This window comes from Pseudomonas sp. X4 (assembly GCF_040784925.1).
Taxonomy (GTDB): domain Bacteria; phylum Pseudomonadota; class Gammaproteobacteria; order Pseudomonadales; family Pseudomonadaceae; genus Aquipseudomonas; species Aquipseudomonas putida_Z.
Genome location: NZ_CP160798.1, coordinates 1,523,046 through 1,542,370, shown reverse-complemented (window position 1 = coordinate 1,542,370; position 19,325 = coordinate 1,523,046). Strand labels below are relative to the sequence as shown.

14 protein-coding genes are annotated in these 19,325 nt (G+C 63.7%); 2 read left to right on the top strand and 12 right to left on the bottom strand.

Going from position 1 to position 19,325, the window contains the following annotated elements; genetic code table 11:
• Positions 1-207 precede the first annotated feature (207 nt).
• Positions 208-558, top strand: a complete 351-nt coding sequence (locus ABX298_RS06745) for a BON domain-containing protein (RefSeq protein ID WP_025340697.1) — start codon at positions 208-210, stop codon at positions 556-558.
• Positions 559-636: 78 nt separating this feature from the next.
• Here ABX298_RS06745 and ABX298_RS06740 read toward each other — a convergent pair whose 3' ends face one another.
• On the bottom strand, positions 637-939 hold the full coding sequence (locus ABX298_RS06740; protein WP_075046422.1) for a putative quinol monooxygenase: 303 nt from the start codon (positions 937-939) through the stop codon (positions 637-639).
• A 60-nt stretch (positions 940-999) separates the two neighbouring features.
• On the opposite strand from ABX298_RS06740, the gene ABX298_RS06735 reads away from it, so the two are divergent.
• Positions 1,000-1,413, top strand: coding sequence for a VOC family protein (locus ABX298_RS06735; RefSeq protein ID WP_010955354.1), 414 nt, complete (start codon positions 1,000-1,002; stop codon positions 1,411-1,413).
• Positions 1,414-1,532: 119 nt separating this feature from the next.
• Here the strand turns inward: ABX298_RS06735 and ABX298_RS06730 are convergent, their stop codons facing one another.
• The 11 genes from ABX298_RS06730 to ABX298_RS06680 form a co-directional block, all read right to left on the bottom strand.
• Complete coding sequence (locus ABX298_RS06730) at positions 1,533-4,469, bottom strand: DUF748 domain-containing protein (protein ID WP_075046421.1); 2,937 nt, start codon at positions 4,467-4,469, stop codon at positions 1,533-1,535.
• Between the two features lie 78 nt (positions 4,470-4,547).
• A complete protein-coding gene (locus ABX298_RS06725; RefSeq protein ID WP_025340694.1) occupies positions 4,548-5,417 on the bottom strand; it encodes an oxygenase MpaB family protein in 870 nt (289 codons plus the stop codon).
• 42 nt (positions 5,418-5,459) lie between these two features.
• On the bottom strand, positions 5,460-7,394 hold the full coding sequence (gene acs, locus ABX298_RS06720; RefSeq protein WP_075046420.1) for an acetate--CoA ligase: 1,935 nt from the start codon (positions 7,392-7,394) through the stop codon (positions 5,460-5,462).
• 198 nt (positions 7,395-7,592) lie between these two features.
• Positions 7,593-9,257, bottom strand: coding sequence for a glucose-6-phosphate isomerase (gene pgi / locus ABX298_RS06715; RefSeq protein WP_025340692.1), 1,665 nt, complete (start codon positions 9,255-9,257; stop codon positions 7,593-7,595).
• Between the two features lie 667 nt (positions 9,258-9,924).
• Entirely contained in the window at positions 9,925-10,788 is an 864-nt protein-coding gene (gene panC, locus ABX298_RS06710) for a pantoate--beta-alanine ligase (RefSeq protein WP_075046419.1), read from the bottom strand.
• On the bottom strand, positions 10,785-11,585 hold the full coding sequence (gene panB, locus ABX298_RS06705) for a 3-methyl-2-oxobutanoate hydroxymethyltransferase (protein ID WP_075046418.1): 801 nt from the start codon (positions 11,583-11,585) through the stop codon (positions 10,785-10,787). Before panB ends, panC begins: the two co-directional genes overlap by 4 nt.
• Positions 11,586-11,847: 262 nt before the next feature.
• A complete protein-coding gene (gene folK, locus ABX298_RS06700) occupies positions 11,848-12,327 on the bottom strand; it encodes a 2-amino-4-hydroxy-6-hydroxymethyldihydropteridine diphosphokinase (protein ID WP_013974273.1) in 480 nt (159 codons plus the stop codon).
• Complete coding sequence (locus tag ABX298_RS06695; RefSeq protein ID WP_015271847.1) at positions 12,324-13,712, bottom strand: polynucleotide adenylyltransferase PcnB; 1,389 nt, start codon at positions 13,710-13,712, stop codon at positions 12,324-12,326. The genes folK and ABX298_RS06695 overlap by 4 nt, the downstream gene beginning before the upstream one ends.
• A gap of 892 nt (positions 13,713-14,604) precedes the next feature.
• A complete protein-coding gene (locus ABX298_RS06690; protein ID WP_013974271.1) occupies positions 14,605-16,047 on the bottom strand; it encodes a sigma-54 dependent transcriptional regulator in 1,443 nt (480 codons plus the stop codon).
• Between the two features lie 4 nt (positions 16,048-16,051).
• The gene (locus tag ABX298_RS06685) at positions 16,052-19,027 is read right to left on the bottom strand and encodes a sensor histidine kinase (protein ID WP_025340687.1); all 2,976 of its coding nucleotides are present in this window, start codon (positions 19,025-19,027) and stop codon (positions 16,052-16,054) included.
• Entirely contained in the window at positions 19,011-19,187 is a 177-nt protein-coding gene (locus ABX298_RS06680; protein WP_003250005.1) for a hypothetical protein, read from the bottom strand. The genes ABX298_RS06685 and ABX298_RS06680 overlap by 17 nt, the downstream gene beginning before the upstream one ends.
• Between the last annotated feature and the right edge of the window lie 138 nt (positions 19,188-19,325).

Sequence of the window (19,325 nt, the reverse complement as noted above, 5' to 3'; positions counted from 1 at the left end):
GGGAACCTTTTGCGGACTTGCATCTTGCATGCAGGTTTACCGTGCAGATTGCAAAATGCACGACGACGGGAATGCTGGTTTTTCGCTAACTTATTGATTTTAAAGGAAACAAGCGAAGCGGAAAATCTGGCACAGCGCGTGCAACTACCTTCATACCTGACGCCAGGACATACGGCGCAGACCTTTCGAAAAACAGGAGTGACTCACATGAAGAAGTTCGCCATTGCTGCCGCTACTGCTACCGCCCTGACCCTGACCATGGCTAACGGCGCATTCGCTGCAGAGCCAACCCAGGCTCCAGTCATGTTGGCCGCCAATACCGTGGACAACGCCAAGCAGGAAGGTTCTGACACCTGGATCACCACCAAAGTGAAAGCGGACCTGCTGACTGAAAAAGGTATTCCAGGCAGCGACATCAAAGTCGAGACCAGCCAAGGTGTCGTCTCGCTGTCGTCTGACGTGGCGGTGACTCAGTCCCAGAAAGAAGAAGCTGTTCGTATTACCAAGAACATCAAAGGCGTCAAAAGTGTGATGTCGGACGGCCTGAAAGCCGAATAAGGAATGTCCCGTCGGCCAAAAGGATTTGGCCACCTTCGCTCCGAGCCCCGGCTATTTGCCGGGGTTTTTCATTGGTAGCTAGTACGCCGGATTACGCGCAATCACATCACTCTCGAAGCACTCCTGCTCGACGATCAGCGGCTCGACCAACGGCCGGCTATCGCGAAAGTGCGCAGTCTGGGTATGCGCGTCATACGCCGCATCATCGCGGTAGATCTCGTACAGGTAGATCACCTCCGGGTCGACCCGGTCCTGCGACACATCGAACACCAGGCAGCCAGGTTCGGTGGCGACAGAAGCTGCGGCATTGACCTTGATCGCAGTCAGAAAATCCTCGGCGCAACCGGGTTTTACTCGGGTCTTGATGAACAGGCTATACACAAGGCTCTCCTTTTGTTTTAAATTCTACTGTGAATTGTATACAAAAATGGAGCCTCGCCAATGTCCGAATTGCCTGCACGCCCTGGCCGCCTGAACGGCCTGCGTCATATTGCCTTGTTGGTACCCAACCTGGAGGAGTGTGAACGCTTCTACGTCGATGTGCTGGGCATGGAAGTGCTGAACCGCGCCAACGAAGACCTGGTGTACCTCACTTGTGGTAACGACAACCTGTCGCTGGGGCGCGGGGCAGGGGCGGCCAATGGGTTGCAGACCCTGGACCACTATGGGTTCATCGTCGATAGCGTGGAGGAGCTGGAAGCCTGGTACCAGTACTTCAAGGCGCACGGCGTGACCTTGCTGGACCGGCCGTTCAACCATGGTGACGGGGCGCGCAGCTTCCACCTGTTGGACCCGGCAGGGAACAAGGTGCAGCCGTTGTACCATCCGGCGGTGTCGGGGCAGCGTTTGGTGTGAAGCCTGTACCGGCCTCTTCGCGGGCTTGCCCGCTCCCACAGGTACTGCACAGGCCTTGAACTGTGCAGTACCTGTGGGAGCGGGCAAGCCCGCGAAGAGGCCAGACCTGCTAGTAGAAGTTACTCGGCATCCAGATGCATCGGTGTCACCACCCGCCCATCGCTCTCGGCCTGGCCCAGGTTGGTATCGATGAAGTACACCCGGTCATCTTCCAGCTGGCCCTTGTCCACCAGGTAATCCTTGATGCTGCTGGCCCGCTCCTGGCCCAGCGTGCGCAGTAGCGCAGTACTCTCGGCCCAGGACTTGATCACCGCCTCGCGCAGCTTGGCGGTGCGCTCTTCGCGGCCCAGTTGCTCCCATTCGGCAGGCGGCTGCTGCTTCAGGCGGTTACGGTAGATACCTTCGAGCATCGCCGGTTTGTCACTGTCGTCGACCACCAGCATCGAGGCATTGGCCGGCACCTTGTCACCGCGACGCTGCAGGATCTTGTACCAGGTGGCCTGGTACTCGCGCTCCAGGCGCTGCTGGGCGATCAGCGGGCCATCGCTGGCCTGGGCGCTGGTGCCTTCGATTTCCAGGCGCAGTTCCGGGCGTTCCTTCAGGGCCGACGCCAGCTTGTCCAGCGATGCCTGGGCGTCGCTACCGAGCTCGCTGGAGCCCGGGGCGAAGGCCACGTTGCCCAGGTCTTCCGAGCCACCGCCGGCAATCAGCCCGCCAATGAACTTGAACGGTGCCTGCGCCGCACGCAACACCAGGTTGCGCAGGGTTTGCCAGACGATCGGCATCACGCTGAACTGCGGGTTGTTGAGGTCGCCGGACACCGGCAGCTCGATCGAGATCTTGCCTTCAGTATCCTTCAGCAGCGCCACCGCCAGGCGGATCGGTAGGTCCACGGCGTCCGGGCTGTCGACCTTCTCGCCCAACTGCAGCTGCTCCACCACCACCTTGTTCTCGGCCTTCAGCTGGCCATTGGTGATCAGGTAGTGCAGGTCGAGGTTGAGCCGGCCCTTGCGGATGCGGAAGCCGGCGAACTTGCCGGAGTAGGGGGTGAGTGTGGTCAGCTCGACCCGCTTGAAGCTGGTGGCGATGTCCAGGCTGGCCAGCGGGTTGAACGGGTTGAGGGCGCCTTTGATGGTGACCGGCGCGTAGCGGTCGACCTTGCCCTTGACGTCGACCTTGGCCGGCACCGGCTTGCGGTTGTCGATGGTGCCGATCCGGCCGTTGAGCTGCTGGATGGCCGTGGCGAAGTTGGGGGTGAGGGACAGGTCGGCGAAGTTGGCCGAGCCGTCGTTGATGTCGATCTGGCCGATGTGGATGCCCAGCGGCTTGTCGTTGCTGGCAGCGGCCGGCTTGGCCTGGCTGGTCGCCGGGGCGCCGGCCGGCTGCGGGATCAGCAGGTCGTTGATGTTGGTGGTGCGGTCCTCGTTGATGATGAAGCGCGCATAGGGTTGCAGCAGAGTCACCTTGTCGATCGATAGCGCATCGCCGTGCACGTAGGACAGGCCGTCGACGTTCACCTGCTGCCATTTGACGAAGTCACGGCTTTTGATGGTGTCGAGGGTGTGCAGCTGGCTGACCTGTGCCTTGCCGGTAACGCTGAAGGCCAGCGGTGCGGTGTTCTTCAGGTCGACCTTGAGGTCGCTGGCGAGCATGCCGCTGCGTAGCTCCAGCAGGATGAACGGGCTGATATAGGCCTGGGCCACTCGCAGGTCGATGTCGCGGGTGCTCACGTCCAGCTTGGCCCAGATGGGCGCCAGGTTGACCTGGCCGGCCGCCTGCAGTTTGCCTTGCTTGCCCACGCCGGTATCGAGCTTGAGGGTGAAGGGCGACTTGTTGAGGCTGTCGAAACCTTGCAGGTCGGCGTTGAGCGGGCCGACGTCGAGGGCCACCGGCTCCTTCTGGGTACGGTCTGCCAGGTGCACCAGGTAGTTACGCAGTTGCACATCCTTGAGCAGCACCTGCCAGGGTTTGCTCGGCTCCTTGGCGGCTTGCTGTTCGGGCGTGGGTTCGGCGGCTGCCGGCTCGGCCTTTTCCTTCGGCGTAGCCTTGGCCGGCTGGCTGGCGAACAGCTTCTGCCAGTCAAGCTGGCCGTCCTTTTCCAGCGCAGCCCAGGTTTCCAGTTTTTCGCTGCGGATCTTGCCCACGGTGACCAGCTGCTTGACCAGGTCGACCGAGGTTTCGCTTACTTCCAGGCTGGCCAGGCGTGCCAGCGGGCGGCCATCCGGGGCCTTGATGGCAAACGGGGCGATGCGCACCGACGCGTTGTCCAGCAACAGTTCGGTCTGTTTGGCAAGGTTGAGCTTGTAGTGGGTGTCGAGGCTGACCACGCCCTCTTCCAGCACCAGTGGCACGGCATCGCGCACATAGGGCCAGAATGCCTTCATCTTGCCTTCGGTGATCTTCAGTGTGCCTTCAGAGGCGATCGGCGCCAGGCTCAGGGTACCTTTCCAGTCGATACGCCCGCCGTTGGGGCCGATGGCCACCAGGGTCATGTCGGCATTGTCGTTGGGCAGGGTGCTGAGGTTTTTCAGCTCCAGATTCATGTTGTCGTAGAGGAACTCGATCGCCTCGCTCGGGCGCAGGTCCTCGAAGTGCAGGTAGCCGTCGCTGAGCTTGATGCTGCCGATGCGTAGCGGGAACGGGTCGCTGGGCGGCTCGTCAGGCTTGGCTTCGCTGGCTGGCAGCTTGAACAGGCGGGTCAGGTTGAGGGTACCGTCCTTGGCGAACAGCACTTCGTTGCGTGGCTTGACCAGTTCCACTGCGTCCAGGTGCAGGGCACCGCTCCACAGGCTGTCGAGCGAGAGGTTGGCGTACAGGCGCTCGAAGCCGACCTGCTCCTTGCCCGGCTCGCCGATCTGCAGGCCCCACAGCGTCAGCTCGAGGCTGAAGGGGTTGAGCTCGATCCGTTCGAGGTGGGCAGGCACGGTCGCGTACTGGGCCAACTGCTGGTTGGCGATGCGCAGCGCGACACCGGGGAGAACGAGAAAGCCGAGAAGGCTGTACAGGGCTACGAGGGCCAGCAGTGCGCCAGCGGCGCGAGTCAATCCTTTGTACATGTGTCGCTTCGTCTGTCTAAGCAGGAGAGCTTGGAGTATGGCACGTTAAATCAGTTCCGCTGAGGCGACCATCTGACCTCATTCGATACCCATGCGCCGTTTGGCCCGATGCGCCGAGCCGTCGCGCATCGCCCAGCGCAATATCGGCGCGGTGCGTTGCAGGCCCAGGCGGATCATGCGCCGCTGCAACGGGCCGTGCTGCAGGTCGAGCATGGCCTGGGCCCAGGCCGGCAGCAGGTCGATGCCGGCGTGCAGCATCAGCTTGCCCACCGGCTGTGCCAGGCGGCTGGGGGCGGGGGCATCGAGCAGGATGCTGACCACCTCATGGCTACGGGCGTCGCAGTGCAACTGCGGCCGCATGCGCTGCAGGTAGTCCTCGACTTGCTGGCACGAGCGCGGCACGTCGCGGGCGCCAAGGCGCTCGGCAATCAGCGCGATCTCTGCGTAGTAGGCATCCTGCTCGGCGCGCGCAAGGTGCGGGTTGCGGTAACGCAGGTGGGCGGCGAGGAAGCTGCTGACTTCCGCCACATGCACCCAGGTCAGCAGGTCCGGGTCGCTGGCTGCATATGGGCGGCCATCCGGCGCGGTGCCGGTCACCTGCAGGTGGATGGTGCGCACCTTGTCGATCAGCCACTCGGCATCGCGGGTGGCGCCGAAGGTGGTGCCGGAGATGAATTGGCTGGTGCGGCGCAGGCGGCCGAGCAGGTCTTCACGGAAGTTGGAATGGTCCCACACCCCGGCCAGGGCCAGCGGGTGCAGCAATTGCAGCATGAGGGCGCTGATGCCACCGACCAGCATGCTCGGAAAGTCGCCATGTACCCGCCAGCTGATACTGTGCGGGCCGAACAGGCCGGGGTCGCCCTTGGGCGATTCCAGGTCGAGCTGGCCGAGGGCCAGCCCGGTAAGGCTCATGACCTGGGTTTCGATGCGGCGGCGAAGGGCTTCCATGGCGACCTGTGGTTCAGGGCGGCCATGAACAGCGGCCGCCGGTTACTGGTTGAGGCGTTTGTCGATCAGGCCCTGCACCACACTTGGGTCGGCCAGGGTCGAGGTATCGCCCAGGTTGTCGAGTTCGTTGCAGGCGATCTTGCGCAGTATACGCCGCATGATCTTGCCTGAGCGCGTCTTGGGCAGCGCCGGGGCCCACTGGATCAGCTCGGGCTTGGCGAAACTGCCGATTTCCTTGCTGACCAGGGCCAGCAACTCGGACTTGAGCGCGTCGTCCGGCGTTACGCCATTCATGGGCGTGACGAAGGCGTAAACGCCCTGGCCCTTGAGGTCGTGGGGGTAACCGACCACCGCCGCTTCGGCGACGCTGTCATGCAGCACCAGCGCGCTTTCCACCTCGGCGGTACCGATACGGTGGCCGGAAACGTTGATCACGTCATCGATACGCCCGGTGATCCAGTAGTCACCATCGGCATCGCGGCGGGCACCGTCGCCGGTGAAGTAATAGCCGGGCATCGGCTTGAAGTAGGTGTCGACCATGCGCTGATGGTCGCCATAGACGCTACGGATCTGCCCGGGCCAGCTGGCCTTGATCACCAGCAGACCGGCACCGGGGCCTTCGATGAGCTTGCCCTTTTCGTCCAGCAGCACTGGTTGTACGCCGAACATGGGCTGGGTGGCACAGCCGGGCTTGAGCGACTGCGAGCCGGGCAACGGGGTGAGCATGATGCCGCCGGTTTCGGTCTGCCACCAGGTATCGACGATGGGGCAGCGCTTTTGCCCGACTTCCTCGAAATACCACTCCCAGGCTTCGGGGTTGATCGGCTCGCCGACGCTGCCCAGCAGGCGCAGGCTCTGGCGTGAAGTGTTTTGCAGCGGCGCGGAGCCTTCGCGCATCAGCGCGCGCAGGGCAGTCGGGGCGGTGTAGAAGATGTTCACCTGGTGCTTGTCCACCACTTGCCAGAAGCGCGAGGTGTCCGGGTAGTTGGGCACGCCTTCGAACATCAGCGAGATCGCGCCATTGGCCAGTGGACCATAGACGATGTAGCTGTGGCCGGTGACCCAGCCGACATCGGCGGTGCACCAGAACACCTCGCCGTCACGGTAGTCGAACACCACCTTGAAGGTGAGGGTGGCCTGCAGCAGGTAGCCGCCGGTAGTGTGCAGCACGCCCTTGGGTTTGCCGGTGCTACCGGAAGTGTAGAGGATGAACAGCGGATCTTCGGCGCCCATCGGCTCGGGAGCGCAGTCGTCGCCGGCCTTTTCCGTTGCCTCGTGGTACCAGAGGTCACGGCCTTCGGCCCAGGCGACATCGCCGCCGGTGCGGCGCACCACGAATACGCTGCTGACCGCGGGGCAGCTGGCCAGGGCCTTGTCGACGTTCTGTTTCAGCGGGATGCGTTTGCCGCCGCGCACGCCTTCATCGGCGGTGATCACCGTACGGCAGTCGGCATCGAGGATACGGTCGCGCAGGGCATCGGGCGAGAAGCCGCCGAACACCACCGAGTGGATGGCACCGATGCGGGTGCAGGCAAGCATGGCGAAGGCGGCCTCGGGGATCATCGGCATGTAGATGCACACCCGGTCGCCTTTCTTCACCCCGCGTGCTTTCAGCGCATTGGCCAGGCGGCAGACCTGGCGGTGCAGTTCGCGGTAGGTAATGGCCTTGGAATCCTTGGGATCGTCGCCTTCCCACAGCAGGGCGGTCTGTTCGCCGCGTCGGGCCAGGTGGCGGTCGATGCAGTTGTAGCTGACGTTGAGCTGGGCGCCGTCGAACCAGCGGGCGCTGCCGGTCTTCAGGTCGCATTGCTGCACGCTCGACCAGGGTTTTATCCAATCCAGGCGCTTGGCCTGTTCGGCCCAGAAGGTGTCGGGGTCATCCACCGACTGGCGGTAGAGGCGGCGATACTCGTCGGGGGTGAGGGCGGCGGACTGGCTGACGGCCAGGGCCTGGGGGTAGTTGCGGATATCGAACATGGCGGGTGGTCCTGCTCTTGTAAGGGGCGATGGACTGCAACGGCTATTCGATAGGACAGTGTAGCTGGGAGAGGTGTTCAACCTGTGCCGGCCTCTTCGCGGGCTCGCCCGCTCCCACAGGTACTGAACAGTTCTTGAGGCCTGTGCGGTACCTGTGGGAGCGGGCGAGCCCGCGAAGAAGCTGGCGAAGGTTTCAGATCAACCGCGGTGACGGCCGCGGAAGTAGTTGATCAGGCCTTGGGTAGAGCCATCTTCAGCGCTGTCTTCCAGGCTGCCGACCAGGCGTTGGTAAACGCCCTTGCCCAGCTCCTTGCCCAGCTCCACGCCCCACTGGTCGAAGGCGTTGATGCCCCAGATCACGCTCTGTACGAAGACCTTGTGCTCGTACATCGCCACCAGCGCGCCCAGGCGGCGTGGGCTGATGCGCTCCACCACCAGGGTATTGCTCGGGCGGTTGCCCGGGATGACCTTGTGCGGGGCCAGCTTTTCGATGTCCGCTTCGTTCAGGCCCTTGCCACGCAGCTCGGCTTCGGCTTCCTCGCGGGTCTTGCCCAGCATCAGCGCCTGGCTCTGCGACAGGCAGTTGGCGTACAGCCACTGGTGATGGTCGGCCACCGGGTTGAAGCTCACCACCGGCACGATGAAGTCGGCCGGAATCAGCTGGGTGCCCTGGTGCAGCAACTGGTGGTAGGCATGCTGGCCGTTGCAGCCGACGCCGCCCCAGATCACCGGGCCGGTGTCGGTCTTCACCGGGGTGCCGTCCTGCAGCACGCTCTTGCCGTTGGACTCCATGTCCAGCTGTTGCAGGTGCTTGGTGATGTTGCGCAGGTAGTGGTCGTACGGCAGGATCGCGTGGCTCTGGGCGCCCCAGAAGTTGCCGTACCACACGCCCAGCAGGGCCAGCAGTACCGGCATGTTCTTTTCGAACGGCGCGGTCTGGAAGTGCTGGTCCATGGTGTAGGCACCGGACAGCAGTTCCTTGAAGTTGGCGGTACCGATGGCCAGGGCGATCGGCAGGCCGATGGCCGACCACAGCGAGTAGCGCCCGCCCACCCAGTCCCACATCGGGAAGATGTTTTCTTCACGGATGCCGAAGGCCACGGCGGCGGCCTTGTTGCTGGAAACGGCGATGAAGTGGCGGTACAGCTCGGCTTCCGAACCGCCCTGGGCCAGGTACCAGGTACGCGCGGCCATGGCGTTCTTCAAGGTCTCGAGGGTGTTGAACGACTTCGATGAGACGATGAACAGGGTGGTTTCGGCGCGCAGGTTAGCCGACAGCTCGTGGAACTCACTGCCGTCGATGTTCGCCAGGTAGTGGCAGCGCACGCCGCGCTGGGCGTAGGGCAGCAGCGCCTCGGAGACCAGCTCGGGGCCGAGGAACGAGCCACCGATGCCGATGTTGACCACGTCGGTGATCGGTTTTTCGCTGTAGCCGCGCCACAGGCCGTCGTGGATGCGGCCGACCAGTTCGGTGATCTGGTTGAGCACCTTGTGCACTTCCGGCATCACGTTCACGCCGTTGACGCTGAGCTTGTCGCCCACCGGCCGGCGCAGGGCGGTGTGCAGCACCGGGCGGCCTTCGGAGGCGTTGATGATTTCGCCACTGAACATCGACTTGATGGCGTCCTGCAGGCCCACTTCGTTGGCCAGGTTCACCAGCAGGTCGCGGCTTTGTTCGGTGATCAGGTTTTTCGAGTAGTCGAGGAACAGGCCGCAGGAGCTCAGGGAGAACTGGTCGAAGCGCTTGGCATCGGCGGCGAAGGCTTCGCGCATGCTGAAACCTTGCATGGCGTCGCGGTGTTGCTGGAGCGCCTGCCAGGCGGGCAGGGCCGTGACATCGTGGGGTGTACGGTAATACGCCATTGCGCGGGGTTCCCTTGGTGCGTGGTGAGACCTTGGACACGGCACTCATTGCCGGGTTCAGGCTGGCACCATTATAGGCAAAGGCCACTTGCAGGGAATGGGTATGGCGGGGAATTTGGGGGAGGCAACTGTCTTGTATTGCCTGTACTGGCCTCATCGCCGGCAAGCCAGCTCCCACAGGGATAGGGCGTGGCTCGAGGCCGATGCGGTCGGGGTGTGATTTGGGGGCGCTACCGGTACTGGCCTCATCGCTGGCAAGCCAGCTCCCGCAGGGATAGCGCATGGCTCGAGGCCGATGCGGTCGAGGTGTGATTTGGGGGCGCAGCGGTCTTTGTGTTACCGGTACTGGCCTCATCGCTGGCAAGCCAGCTCCCACAGGGATAGCGCATGGCTCGAGGCCGATGCGGTCGAGGATTGATTTGGGGAGGCAACTGTCTTGTATTGCCTGTATTGGCCTCATCGCCGGCAAGCCAGCTCCCACAGGGATAGCGCATGGCTCGAGGCCGATGCGGTCGGGGTGTGATTTGGGGGCGCAGCGGTCTTTGTGTTACCGGTACTGGCCTCATCGCTGGCAAGCTCCCACAGGGATAGCGCATGGCTCGAGGCCAATGCGGTCGAGGTGGGAGCTGGCTTGCCGGCGAATGGGCTGCAAGGCAGCCCCAGGCCGTTACGCGGTCTTCTCTTCCAGATGCAGGTACAGGTTGTCGATCAACCGTGTGTTACCCAGGTAAGCCGCCGCAATTACCACCAGGTCTCGATCATCGATCACTGCCGGGCGCAGGCTCACGGCATGACGCACTTCCAGGTAATCCGGCCGGAAACCAGCGGCGGTCAACTGCGCCTCGCCTTCGGCAACCAGCGCGGCAAAGTCACGTTGGCCACGGCCGATGCCAGCAGCAATGTGCTGCAGCGTGCGGTACAACGCTGGCGCCGCAGCACGCTGCTCAGGCGTGAGGTAACCGTTGCGCGACGACAGCGCCAGGCCGTCCTCGGCCCGCACGGTGGGCTCGCCGATGATCTGGATCGGCATGTTCAGGTCGCGCACCATGGCGCGGATCACCGCCAGCTGCTGGAAGTCCTTTTCACCGAACACGGCAAGGTCGGGCTGGACCATGTTGAACAGCTTGCTGACCACGGTGGCCACGCCTTCGAAATGCCCGGGCCGGCTGGCGCCGCACAGGCCTTCGGAAAGGTGGGGCACGCTGACGCGGGTTTGCACGCTCATGCCGTCGGGGTACATCTCTTCGACGCTGGGCGCGAACAGAAGATTGCAGCCAGCCTGGAGCAGGCGCTCCTGGTCGGCGGCCAGGGTGCGCGGGTACTTGTCGAGGTCTTCGTTGGCGCCGAACTGCAGCGGGTTGACGAAGATGCTGGCGACCACGAAATCGGCGCGCTGCGCAGCCTTGGTCACCAGGGCGGCATGGCCGCTGTGCAGGTTGCCCATGGTCGGCACGAAGCCGATGCGCTTGCCTTCACCGCGGGCGCGGGCGACTGCGGCGCGCAGTTCGCGGACGGTCTTGACTGTATTCATGCACTGAACCCGTGTTCGCTGCCTGGGAAGCTGACTTGCTTGACCGCCTCGACGTAAGCGACGAGGGCGCTGTGGATATCCGGCTGGCCTTGCATGAAGTTCTTCACGAACTTCGGTACCCGGCCGCTCAGCGACAGCCCGAGCATGTCGTGCAGGACCAGTACCTGGCCATCGGTGCCGCTGCCGGCGCCAATGCCGATCACCGGGATGGATACGGCACTGGTGATTTCCGCCGCCAGTTCGCTGGGCACGCATTCGAGCAGCAGCATGGCTGCACCGGCCTGTTCCAGGGCGATGGCGTCGGCGCGCATTTGCCGGGCCTGGGCTTCATGGCGGCCCTGCACCTTGTAGCCGCCCAGCACGTTGACAGTCTGCGGGGTCAGGCCCATGTGCGCGCACACCGGCACGCCACGCTCGGCCAGCAGGCGGATGGTCTCGGCCAGCCAGGCAGCACCTTCGATCTTGATCATGTGGGCGCCGGCCTGCATCAGCGTGGCGCTGTTGGCAAAGGCCTGCTCCGGGGTGGCATGCGCCATGAACGGCAGGTCGGCGAGGATCAGCGCGCCGTCGTTGCCACGTTTGACGCTGGCAGTATGGTAGGCCATGTCCGCGGTGGTCACCGGCAGTGTGCTGTCGTGGCCTTGCAGGACCATGCCCAGCGAGTCGCCCACCAGCAACACTTCGACACCGGCCTGGCTGGCGGCCTTGGCGAAGGTCGCGTCGTAGCAGGTCAGCATGGTGATTTTTTCACCCTTGGCCTTGAGGCCATTGAGGGTGGTCAGGGTTACTTCAGGCATGTAGGAAATTCCTCGTTCAGGCGCTGTAAGAAACGACTGCATTCAACGCGTGTAGTCATCTTCCGGAGCGGCACATCATCGCGCGTGATGTTCGGGCACAGGTCCGTCCGGGCCTAAATACGGGTATGCGGCACTTTGGTGCCACACGGGACGCCTATAGTCGTGAGCGAGGTTGGGGAAGTCAATCACCCTGTTACCGCATTGTTACGATCAGGGTGTTACTGGCGTTACCGCGCCAGTGTGCAAGGCTGGAACGCCCGGTTTACAGGCGTTCCAGGCCGACGAACGGGCAGTCGTCGAGCAGTTGCGCGAGGGCGCGGCCGTCGGCCAGGCGGAAATCGCCCGGTACCAGTTCCGCCAGCGGGTACAGCACGAAAGGCCGGGCATGCATGTGGTAATGCGGCACTTTCAGGCGCGGCTCATCGAGCACCTGGTCGCCGAACAGCAGGATGTCCAGGTCCAGTGTGCGCGGGCCCCAACGTTCCTTGCGCACGCGGCCCTGATCGTTCTCGATGGCCTGCAGTGCATCGAGCAGGGCCAGCGGTGGCAGGGCAGTGTCCAGGGCGGCGACGGCGTTGGTATAGCGCGGCTGGCCGGGCAGCAGCGAATCGCTGGTGTACAGGGCCGAGGCCGCCACCAGGCGCGTGGCCTCGACCTGGTCGAGGGCCTGCAAGGCGCTGCGCAGCTGCTCGGCAGGTGCGTCCAGGTTGCTGCCCAGGCCGATATAGGCGCGGGTACTCACTCGAACGCCTCGTCGCCACTGCGCTTGCGCTTGCCACCGCTACGCTTGCGTTTGCGCGGGCCGGCGCCGGTGCCTTCGTCACGGCTGCCCAGCTCGCGGATCATCTCGCGGCGCTCGCTGTCGTTGGCATCCTGGTAGTCGGTCCACCACTGGCCGAGGTCGTCGGTTTCTTCCCCGGCGCTTTCGCGCAGCAGCAGGAAGTCGTAGCCGGCACGGAAGCGCGGGTTGTCCAGCAGCATGTCGGCGCGCTTGCCGCTGCGGCGTGGCAGGCGCTCCTGCATGTCCCAGATCTCGCGGATCGGCAGGGTGAAGCGCTTGGGGATGGCGATGCGTGCGCATTGCTCGGCGATCAGGTCGTGGGCCGCACCGTTCATGGCCGGGATCGGCGGCACGCCCTGGTTCTGCAGGTGCAGCACGCGGGCCGGCAGGGCTGGCCACAGCAGCGCGGCGAAGAGGAAGGCCGGGGTTACCGGTTTGCCTTGCTTCACGCGCAGGTCGGTGTTGTTCAGCGCCTGGCTGATCAGCGTGTGGGTGTAGGTCGGGCGCTCGTCCAGGGCATGCGAACTGGCCGGGAACAGCGGCTCGAACAACTGCAGGTCGACCAGCATCTCGAAGACGATGGCGCCCTGGCCGGAGAGGAACAGCTTGAGGCTCTCTTCGAACAGGCGCGCAGGCGGAATCTCGCGCAGCAGTGGGGCCAGCTCGCGGATCGGCTGGACCGTGTGCTTTTCGATGCCGAAGTCGAGCTTGGCGGCGAAACGCACCGCGCGCAGCATGCGCACCGGGTCTTCCTGGTAGCGGTGGGTAGGGTCACCGATCAGGCGCAGCAGGCGGTTGCGAATATCGTGCACGCCGTTGGCGTAGTCGAGGATGCGCTCGCTGACCGGGTCGTAGTACAGGGCGTTGATGGTGAAGTCGCGACGTTGCGCGTCCTCTTCCAGGGTGCCGTACACGTTGTCACGCAGGATGCGGCCACTGGCATTGTGCGACGAACGGTGGCTGTCGCCCTGGTCGTCTTCCGAGTGGTGGGCGCGGAAGGTGGCGACTTCGATGATCTCACGGCCGAAATGCACGTGGACCAGCTTGAAGCGGCGGCCAATGATGCGCGCGTTGCGGAACTCGGCACGGACCTGTTCGGGGGTGGCGCTGGTGGCGACGTCGAAGTCTTTCGGCGTGATGCCCAGCATCAGGTCGCGGACACAGCCACCGACCAGGTAAGCCTGGTAACCGGCGCTCTGCAGGCGTTCCACGATGTTCACCGCATGGCGGCTGAACTGGTGGCGTTGCAGCGAGTGCTGGCTCTTGTTGATCACCTCAGGCGTGGTGCGCCTGTGATGCGGGCCCGGTACGGGCGGGCGGAACGACTGGAACAGCTTCTTCAGCATGGGATGCACTGTTTGAAGGAATGTTCGGCCAAGAATAGGAGAATGGCCGCATGATGGGCGGGGATTCTAGCATTTACTCAAGGAATGGTGTAGGCGGGTAGCAGGATGCCTGCCGGAAGGGTAGAAACGACAAGGGGAGCCTAAGCTCCCCAAGAAGTCGTTGCGTGCTCTTATTGTTTTTTTGCTGGGCTTCTTGTTTTTGTTGAGTGCCCTGTCCACAAATCTCGAAGCTTGTGGACGACCCCCAATCCAGGGGTTAAGAGCAAACGGATTGCTTTGGTCGCTGATGTCACGTTGATCTGTCGATCCAACCAGTTCAGGCGCTGCTTTTTAGTGCAGTTTTTATTGTTCTCTGCCTGGCTGTGGGGCAAGCCCCAAACACGCATCCTCTCCAAAAGAATCAGTTAGCTGCGCCTCCGCCGTCTTGTTTTTATTGTGCGTGAGCCGTTTCGTCTTGTTCTTATTCTGAGTTGCAGTGCTTGTTATTGTTCTTGTACCAGACATATAGCAGGTGCCGTGCCAACTTTTGCAAACCCAGTAAAATCAAGGGTTTGGAGGTTGTGAGCAGTTTTTCAGCGGTCGAAAATGTCGAAATTTCGTTACCGTACGCCTCGGGAACTGTTACGGCGGAAAGCTTGGGTAACAGATTTTTGCGGGGGCTGATGTGTTACCTGGGGTGTGTGCGCTGGCTTTGCCGGCCCTTTCGCGGGTGAACCCGCTCCCACAGGGGCTGCGCAGGTTTCGCTGAATCTCGGTAAGCCGGCTTCTACAAGGATTGCACCACCCTTGAGGGCAGTGAGATTTCTGTGGGAGCGGGTTCACCCGCGAAGAGGCCGGAACGGCAGATAGAGAGGGATCAGGGCAGGAGGAGCCTCCCGCCCAGGCAGCGCGGTTACTCGCTGGTAGCGTTGCTCTTGCGCCGCGGGATACCCAGGCGCTGGCGGCGTTCCCACAGGCATTTGCGGCTGACCCCGAGCTTGCGGGCCAGCTCGGTCTCGGTCATGTGGTCCTGGTGCTCGAGCACGAAGTGCTGGAAGTAGTCTTCCAGCGACAGGTCCTCGGTCGGCTCATGGCTGGCATTCGCCGAACTGGCCACGACCAGGGCGTTGTCGAGGATTTCGTCCTCCTCCAGGTCGCCCAGCTCGATGTCGATGCCCAGCAGGTCGGCGGAAATTTCTGCGCTCTCGCTGAGGATCACCGCACGCTCAACGGCGTTTTCCAGCTCTCGCACGTTACCCGGCCAGCTGTAGTGACGAATGGCCTGCTCGGCTTCGGCCGAGAAGTGCAGGTCGTCGCGGCCGATGCGCGCGCTCTGGCGGGCGAGGAAGGCGCTGGCGATCTCGTTGACGTCGCTGCCGCGCTCGCGCAGGGCAGGCAGTTTCAGGGCGATCACGTGCAGGCGGTAATACAGGTCTTCACGGAACTGGCCGGCCTTGGCCAGGTTCTTCAGGTCGCGGTGGGTCGCGGCGATCAGGCGTACATCGACCTTTTGCGACTGTACCGAACCCACCCGGCGAATCTCGCCTTCCTGCAGCACGCGCAGCAGGCGGGCCTGGGCTTCCAGCGGCAGTTCGCCGATTTCGTCGAGGAACAGGGTACCGCCATCGGCAGCTTCCACCAGGCCAGCGCGCCCGGCGCTGGCGCCGGTAAACGCGCCTTTCTCGTGGCCGAACAGCTCGGACTCGATCAGTGTCTCGGGGATGGCTGCGCAGTTCACCGAAATCATTGGTGCCTTGGCCCGACGCGACAGGTTGTGCAGGGCGCGTGCGACCAGCTCTTTACCGGTGCCCGACTCGCCCTGGATCAGCACGTTGGAATCGGTGGGCGCGACCTTGCGGATCTTGCTGTACATGTCCTGCATTGGCGGGCAGGAGCCGATGATGCCGATTTCGCCATTGGCGGCTGCCGCGCTGCCTTTGTCGGCCGGGGCGGCCTTGCCATTGGTGGCGCGTGGCTCGGCCGCCGGTGCGGCAGCCGGGGCGTTCTGCCGGTCGCGCAGGATACGCGCCACCGCTTGCAGCATCTCGTCGTGGTCGAAGGGCTTGGCGATGTAGTCCACCGCGCCCATTTTCATCGAGTCTACCGCCGAGCGCAGGCTGGCGTAGCTGGTCATGATCAGCACCGGAGTGCCCTGGCCGAGCTTGATCAGCTCGGTGCCGGGCGCGCCTGGCAGGCGCAGGTCGCTGACGATCAGGTCGAAGGTGGCAATGCTGAAGCGTTCCTGGGCTTCCTGCACCGAGCCGGCTTCGCTGACCTGGTACTGGTTCCGTTCGAGCAGGCGACGCAAGGCCGAGCGGATGATGGTTTCGTCTTCGACGATCAGAATGTGCGGCATTGATTCAATTCTCTCGACGGTCTCGAATTTCAGGGGACGTCGCTACGACATGCCGGGGCAGGGTCACGCGGATCCGGGTGCCACGTTGCCGTTCGATATCGGCCGGGCTGTCGATGGTGATTTGCCCATAATGCTCTTCCACGATGGAATAGACCAGAGCGAGCCCCAGTCCGGTTCCTTCGCCCGGGTCCTTGGTGGTGAAGAAGGGTTCGAACAGGCGGTCCATGATGTTCTTCGGGATCCCGCTGCCCTCATCCTCGACGATCAGGTCGACGGTGTGCTCGCTGACTTCGCTGCGCACGCGCACGGCGCTGCCGGGCGGCGAGGCGTCGCGGGCGTTGGAGAGCAGGTTGATCAGCACCTGGGCCAGGCGCTGCGGGTCCCCTTCGGCCCAGTGCTCCGGGTCGCAGAGGTTGAAGAACTGTACTTCGAAATTGCGCCGGTTCAACGCCAGCAGACCGATGGCATCCTGCGCCACTTCGGCCAGGCATACCGGCTCTTCGCTGTTCTGGTGGCTGCCGCCGGCATGGGCGAAGCTCATCAGCGACTGGACGATGCGCGATACCCGCTTGGTCTGTTCGAGAATCTGGCTGGACAGCTCGATGATTTCTCCATCGCCCTCACGCTCCTCGCGCAGGTTCTGCGCCAGGCAGGCGATGCCGGTGATCGGGTTGCCGATCTCGTGTGCCACGCCGGCGGCCAGGCGGCCGATGCTGGCCAGGCGTTCGGAGTGCACCAGCTTGTCTTCCAGCGCCTGGGTTTCGGTAAGGTCCTCTACCAGCAGCACCAGGCCGCTGTTGCCCGGGGCCAGCGGCTCGTCGATGGCCGCCTTGTGCAGGTTCAGCCAGCGCGGCTGGCCGTCCAGCGCCAGGCGCTGCTTGTGCAGGTGCTCGTCGGGCACGTTGATGAAGCCTTGCAGCAGGCCGCGCCAGGGTTCGCTGATGGTGACCAGGCGCGAGCCGACCACGTGCTTGGCAGCGATGCCGGTGAGCTCTTCCATGGCCTTGTTCCACATCAGGATTTCCTGGTCCTTGGCCAGCGAGCAGACGCCCATGGGCAGTTCCTGCAGGGTCTGGCGGTGGTAGCGGCGCAGGGCGTCGAGCTCGGCGGCCAGGCCGGTCAGGCGCGAGTGGTAGTCTTCCAGGCGGCTTTCGATGAAGTGGATGTCCTCGGTCACGTAGTTTTCGTTACCGGACTTGTACGGCAGGAAGGTCTCGACCATGTCCTGGGCCACGCTCGGCCCCATCAGGCCGGACAGGTTGGCCTCGATACGGTCGCGCAGGCGGCGCAAGGCATAGGGGCGGCGCTCGTCGAATGGCAGGTAAAGGTCGCGCAGGGCCTGTTCCACTTCCTTCTGTGCGGCCTTGGCGCCCAGCGGCTTGGCCAGTTGGGTGGCGAACTCCTGTGGCGAGGCGGCGTGCAGTTCGCGGCGTTGCGGGCGGCGCACGTTGTCCACCGCGCAGGCTTCGGCGGCGCTGACCTCTTCGTTGCTGGCGTTGGTGAACAGCGAGATCAGGGTGAACAACAGCACGTTGGCCGCCAGCGAGGCGATGGCCGCCATGTGCCAGCTGGTGTCGTCCAGCACGTAGATCATGTCCAGCAGCGGGATGTAGAAGCCCTGCAGGTTGCCCAGCAGTGGCAGCAGCATGGTCACCATCCACACCAGGGTGCCGGCCAGCAGACCGGCGATGAAGCCACGGCGGTTGGCAGTCGGCCAGTACAGTACCGACAGCACGCCCGGCAGGAACTGCAACGTGGCCACGAAGGCGACGATGCCCAGGTTGGCCAGGCTCTGATGGTTGTTCTGGGTCAGGTAGAACATGAACCCGGCGGTGATGATGGCGACGATCAGCGCGCGGCGGGTCCACTTCAGCCAGCGGTAGATGTTGCCTTCGGCCGGCGGCTGGTACAGCGGCAGCACCAGGTGGTTGAGGGCCATGCCCGACAGCGCCAGGGTGGTGACGATGATCAACCCGCTGGCGGCCGACAAGCCGCCGACGTAGGCCAGCAGCGCCAGTGCCTGGTTGTTGGCGGCAAGCCCCAGGCCCAGGGTGAAGTACTCGGGGTTGGTGGTGGCGCCCAGGCGCAGGCCGGCCCACAGCACCAGCGGCACGGCCAGGCTCATCAGCAGCAGGAACAGCGGCAGGCCCCAGCTGGCGCTGACCAGCGAGCGCGGGTTGAGGTTTTCGGTGAAGGCCATGTGGTACATGTGCGGCATGACGATGGCCGAGGCGAAGAACACCAGCAGCAGGGTGCGCCATGGGCCTTCCTGCAGCGGCGTATGCAGAGCCGCCAGGGCGGTCTGGTTCTGCAGCAGCCACACTTCCAGTTCGTGCGGGCCGCCGAACACGCCATACAGGGCGTACAGGCCGATACCGCCCAGGGCCAGCAGCTTGATCACCGACTCGAAGGCGATGGCGAACACCAGCCCTTCGTGCTTTTCGCGTGTGGCGATGTGCCGCGAGCCGAAGAAGATGGTGAACAGGATGATCAGCGCACAGAAGGCGAAGGCCACCCGTGCCTTGACCGGCTCACCGGTGAGGATGCTGATCGAGTCGGCCACCGCCTGAATCTGCAGGGCCAGCAAGGGCAGCACGCCGATCAGCATGATGATGGTGGTCAGCGCGCCGGCCCAGGTGCTGCGGAAACGGAACGCCAGCAGGTCGGCCAGCGAGGAAAGCTGGTAGGTACGGGTGATCTTGAGGATCGGGTAGAGCAGCACCGGGGCCAGCAGGAACGCGCCGGACACCCCCAGGTAACAGGCAAGGAAGCCGTAGCCGTACTGGTAGGCCAGGCCCACCGAGCCATAGAAGGCCCAGGCACTGGCGTACACGCCCAGCGACAGGGTGTAGGTCAGCGGGTGGCGAATGATCGAGCGCGGGATCAACCCTCGCTCGCTGATCCAGGCCACGCCGAACAGCACCATGAGGTACGCGGCGCTGATCAGGATCATCTGGGTCAGGCTAAAGCTCATCGGCATCTCGTTGGCTCTGCAGGATGAAGGTGACGACGATCAGGATCAGCCAGAGCAGGTAAGGGCGATACCAGGCTCCGGTCGGTTCGATCCACCAGTCCATGATGGCCGGGGAGAACAGGTAGATCCCCACGACCAGAAGCAGGACCAAACGATAGATGTACATGCTGGCCTCGATGGTTGGGCGCTGCGGGCTTGGACTTATTATTGGCGCAAATGGCTGGGCGGATGCTAGCGGGAATCCATGGTGTTCGCCAAGAGGTTGAATTTATTGGGCTTTTGTTTTTGAGGGGTGGGTTGCCTG

Bases quoted from the DNA above. Each gene is read 5' to 3' on its own strand.
- ABX298_RS06745 (WP_025340697.1), top strand. From the start codon at position 208: ATGAAGAAGTTCGCCATTGCTGCCGCTACTGCTACCGCCCTGACCCTG.
- ABX298_RS06735 (WP_010955354.1), top strand. From the start codon at position 1,000: ATGTCCGAATTGCCTGCACGCCCTGGCCGCCTGAACGGCCTGCGTCAT.
- ABX298_RS06730 (WP_075046421.1), bottom strand. From the start codon at position 4,469: ATGTACAAAGGATTGACTCGCGCCGCTGGCGCACTGCTGGCCCTCGTA.
- ABX298_RS06725 (WP_025340694.1), bottom strand. From the start codon at position 5,417: ATGGAAGCCCTTCGCCGCCGCATCGAAACCCAGGTCATGAGCCTTACC.
- acs (WP_075046420.1), bottom strand. From the start codon at position 7,394: ATGTTCGATATCCGCAACTACCCCCAGGCCCTGGCCGTCAGCCAGTCC.
- pgi (WP_025340692.1), bottom strand. From the start codon at position 9,257: ATGGCGTATTACCGTACACCCCACGATGTCACGGCCCTGCCCGCCTGG.
- panC (WP_075046419.1), bottom strand. From the start codon at position 10,788: ATGAATACAGTCAAGACCGTCCGCGAACTGCGCGCCGCAGTCGCCCGC.
- panB (WP_075046418.1), bottom strand. From the start codon at position 11,585: ATGCCTGAAGTAACCCTGACCACCCTCAATGGCCTCAAGGCCAAGGGT.
- ABX298_RS06695 (WP_015271847.1), bottom strand. From the start codon at position 13,712: ATGCTGAAGAAGCTGTTCCAGTCGTTCCGCCCGCCCGTACCGGGCCCG.
- ABX298_RS06690 (WP_013974271.1), bottom strand. From the start codon at position 16,047: ATGCCGCACATTCTGATCGTCGAAGACGAAACCATCATCCGCTCGGCC.
- ABX298_RS06685 (WP_025340687.1), bottom strand. From the start codon at position 19,027: ATGCCGATGAGCTTTAGCCTGACCCAGATGATCCTGATCAGCGCCGCG.
- ABX298_RS06680 (WP_003250005.1), bottom strand. From the start codon at position 19,187: ATGTACATCTATCGTTTGGTCCTGCTTCTGGTCGTGGGGATCTACCTG.